Below are 3,596 nucleotides of genomic sequence, written 5' to 3'. Positions count from 1 at the left end.
CAAAATGCCCCACTTAAAGATCCAATTCACTATAAGGTGATGGGATACGACGTATCACTCAGACGAAGCGATGCCGCCCTGATTGAAGTGGTTAGTGAAACAGAATTCGCACATTTAACAAATACAGTACAGCAATATACGGAAAGTCCGGATGCCGACTCCGGCTTTTATCAGGATAACGAACTTGAAGCTCTTGCGTTGAACAAAGGCAAAATAATCAATGTCGCCCTGATTGGAAATCCGAACTGCGGAAAAACATCACTCTTTAATTTTGCCTCGGGTGCACATGAACACGTAGGGAATTACAGCGGTGTGACTGTAGATGCCAAAGAAGGGGTTTTCACTCAAAACGGATATACCTTCCGGATTGTAGACCTTCCTGGAACCTACTCTTTATCGGCCTATACGCCCGAAGAACTCTATGTACGCAGACATCTTGTTCAGGAACAACCCGATGTAGTGATCAATGTGGTTGATGCTTCCAATCTGGAACGAAACCTTTACCTCACCACCCAGTTGATCGACATGGATGTACGGATGGTGATTGCACTGAATATGTACGACGACCTTGAGAAAAGCGGCAATAAGTTTGATCACGAATCGCTGGCGGGTATGATTGGCGTGCCTATTATTCCAACCATCAGTAAAACGGGTTTTGGTATCGAAGCTCTGTTTAACCGGGTTATTTCTGTTTACGAAGAAACGGATCCGATTTTAAGGCATGTACATGTAAATTACGGTGACACCCTCGAAAAGTATATAAATGCCCTGCGTAAAATGTTAAAGCGGAATGGTACGGTCGACAAAACCTATTCCAAACGTTACCTTGCCATCAAATTACTTGAAAACGACAAGGAGGTAAAACAATACGTACAATCATTACCCGAAACGAAACCCATTCTGGAAACCTGCAACCAATACTCCCAGCAGCTGGAAGAGATGTTAAAGGAAGATACGGAGACGGCTCTTACCAATGCCCGATACGGTTTTATTTCAGGTGCACTACGCGAAACATTCGTAGCGAACAAAATAAAAGAGGTAAGCAGTACACAAATTATCGACCTTTTTGTAACCCATAAAGTACTAGGGTTCCCCATATTTATCTTTTTCATGTGGTTCATGTTTGAAGCCACATTCAAGCTTGGCGAATACCCTATGCAATGGATTGAATGGGGAGTGGAGCAAATCGGAAACTTTGTTCGCAATTTCATGCCCGAAGGTCCATTGAAAGACCTTCTGGTAGATGGAATAATCGGAGGTGTAGGTGGCGTGATTGTATTCCTGCCCAACATCCTCATCCTGTATCTGTTTATATCCTTCATGGAAGATTCGGGCTATATGGCACGAGCCGCCTTTATCATGGATAAGATTATGCACAAGATGGGCCTCCACGGAAAGTCTTTTATCCCCCTTGTTATGGGATTCGGGTGCAATGTGCCCGCAATTATGGCAACCCGCACCATCGAGAGCAGAAACAGCCGGATGATAACCATGTTGATTAACCCGCTGATGAGCTGCAGTGCCCGCCTACCAGTTTATGTACTACTTACCGGAGCATTCTTTGCAGAAAATGCCAGCACTGTATTGCTTCTGATGTATTCGTCGGGTATCCTTTTGGCGGTTATTGTGGCTAAGTTATTCAAGCGATTCCTGTTCAGCAAGGAAGATGTTCCTTTTGTAATGGAACTCCCCCCCTATCGGATGCCCACCAGTAAGTCAATTTTGATACACATGTGGGAAAAGGCCAAACAATACCTCCACAAGATGGGAGGAATTATTCTGATCGCCTCGATTTTAATCTGGTTTCTGGGATATTTCCCACGCGAAACAGAACAAGGAAAGGTCTATGAATCCCAGATTGAGCATGTAAACAGCAGCAATACGCTTTCTGAAAAAGAAAAGACGGAGACCATTACCGAGCTGAATCGTCTCAAAAATATGGAACACCAGCAAAACTCCTATATCGGACGTATCGGACAAGCCATACAACCCGCTCTTGCCCCTTTGGGCTTCGACTGGAAAATAAGCGTGAGTCTGCTTTCCGGTATGGCAGCCAAAGAGGTGGTGGTAAGCACATTAAGCGTTTTATATACAGGCGATTCGGAAGACAGTCAGACTCTTCCCGAGAGACTTCAGGCGGATAAAGACAAAGAGGGAAATCCAGTCTTCACCCCTCTTGTAGCACTCAGCATGATGTTGTTTGTTCTCATTTACTTCCCCTGCGTTGCAACGGTAATTGCCATTGTAAACGAATCCAAATCATGGAAATGGGGCGCATTTGTAATTGCCTATACATGTACGTTAGCTTGGGTAGTATCCTTTACAGTATATCAACTTGGCTCAATCCTATTGAACCTGATTAATTAAATAAAGATGGAAAATAAACGTATACACTGGGGAATTATCGGATGTGGCGATGTTACCGAAAAGAAAAGCGGTCCGGCTTTTTACACATTACCTAACACAGCACTTACCGCCGTGATGAGACGGAACGGACTCAAGGCAGCCGATTATGCAAAGAGACACCATGTTCAGAAATGGTACGATAATGCATCCAGTCTGATTAATGATCCGGAAGTGGAAGCTGTTTACATTGCAACCCCGCCCGACAGTCATGCTCAACTCACCATCGAAGCCCTCAAGAAGGGTAAGCCCGTATACGTTGAAAAACCGATGGCGCTAAATTACGGCCAGTGTATAAAAATGATAGAAGCTTCTGCCCTATACAATACACCGTTATATGTAGCCTATTACAGAAGGGAACAACCCTACTTCCTCAAGGTGAAAGATTTATTGCAAAACCAGGCAATCGGACAGGTAAAGCATGTATCGCTCAGTCTGATCAGAACCCCTCTTCCTGATGATTACAACAAGGAAAAGCCCTGGAGATTAGATGTAAACAAAGCCGGAGGAGGCTACTTTGCCGATATGGGATCGCACCAGCTGGACATGCTGCTGTTTCTATTCGGTCCGATAAGCAGTCACCGATCCATAGTTCTTAATAAAGGAGGATTGTATGATCCGGAAGATTACGTAAATGCCATATTTCAATTTGAATCGGGTGTAACGGCCCAAGCCATCTGGTACTTTGCCGCCCCTTCGCCGGCATCGGAAGATTGCATTGAAATTATCGGCACAAAAGGTACGCTGAAGTTTTCCATTTTTGACATGACCCCCATCGTGGTGAAAACAGAAACAGAAGAGCAAGTCTACGACATTGGAAAACCAGCCATTGTGGAAGCTCCGATGATTGAAAAAGTAAGTGAAGAGCTTCTTAAAGGGCAGTATACTGCCGAAGCTTTACACGATGCCGCAGAGGTAACACGGCTGATAGAAGAAATTCTATCTCCCTATTATAACAAAGCGACATTGTAAAAAGAGCAAGATTGTTAAAACAGACAACATTGAGAATTTATAAGATGTTATATTAAAAAATTAAACGATATGTGGCAAGAAATCGGCATATTAATCATAGGAATCCTTACTGTGGCATATGTAGGATGGAAATTATATAAAACAATAACTACGCCCCGGGATCCTGAAAATCCCTGTTCAGGATGTAGCGGATGCGCACTGAAGAATCAGATAAAGACAAA

At 43.8% G+C, this 3,596-nt stretch carries 2 protein-coding genes; both read left to right on the top strand.

All coding sequences use genetic code 11. The annotated features are described in order from the left end of the window. Positions 1 to 2,367 (top strand): ferrous iron transport protein B (gene feoB / locus AB7E53_RS14055; protein ID WP_446776379.1); only part of this gene is annotated, 2,367 nt, incomplete at its 5' end. 6 nt (positions 2,368 to 2,373) lie between these two features. Continuing rightward, positions 2,374 to 3,375, top strand: a complete 1,002-nt coding sequence (locus AB7E53_RS14050) for a Gfo/Idh/MocA family protein (protein WP_446776377.1) — start codon at positions 2,374 to 2,376, stop codon at positions 3,373 to 3,375. Positions 3,376 to 3,596 lie beyond the last annotated feature (221 nt).

This window comes from Macellibacteroides sp. (assembly GCF_050251695.1).
Taxonomy (GTDB): Bacteria; Bacteroidota; Bacteroidia; order Bacteroidales; family Tannerellaceae; genus Macellibacteroides; species Macellibacteroides fermentans.
The sequence above is the reverse complement of the archived record's forward strand: the minus strand, read 5'-3'. Positions and strand labels throughout refer to the sequence as shown.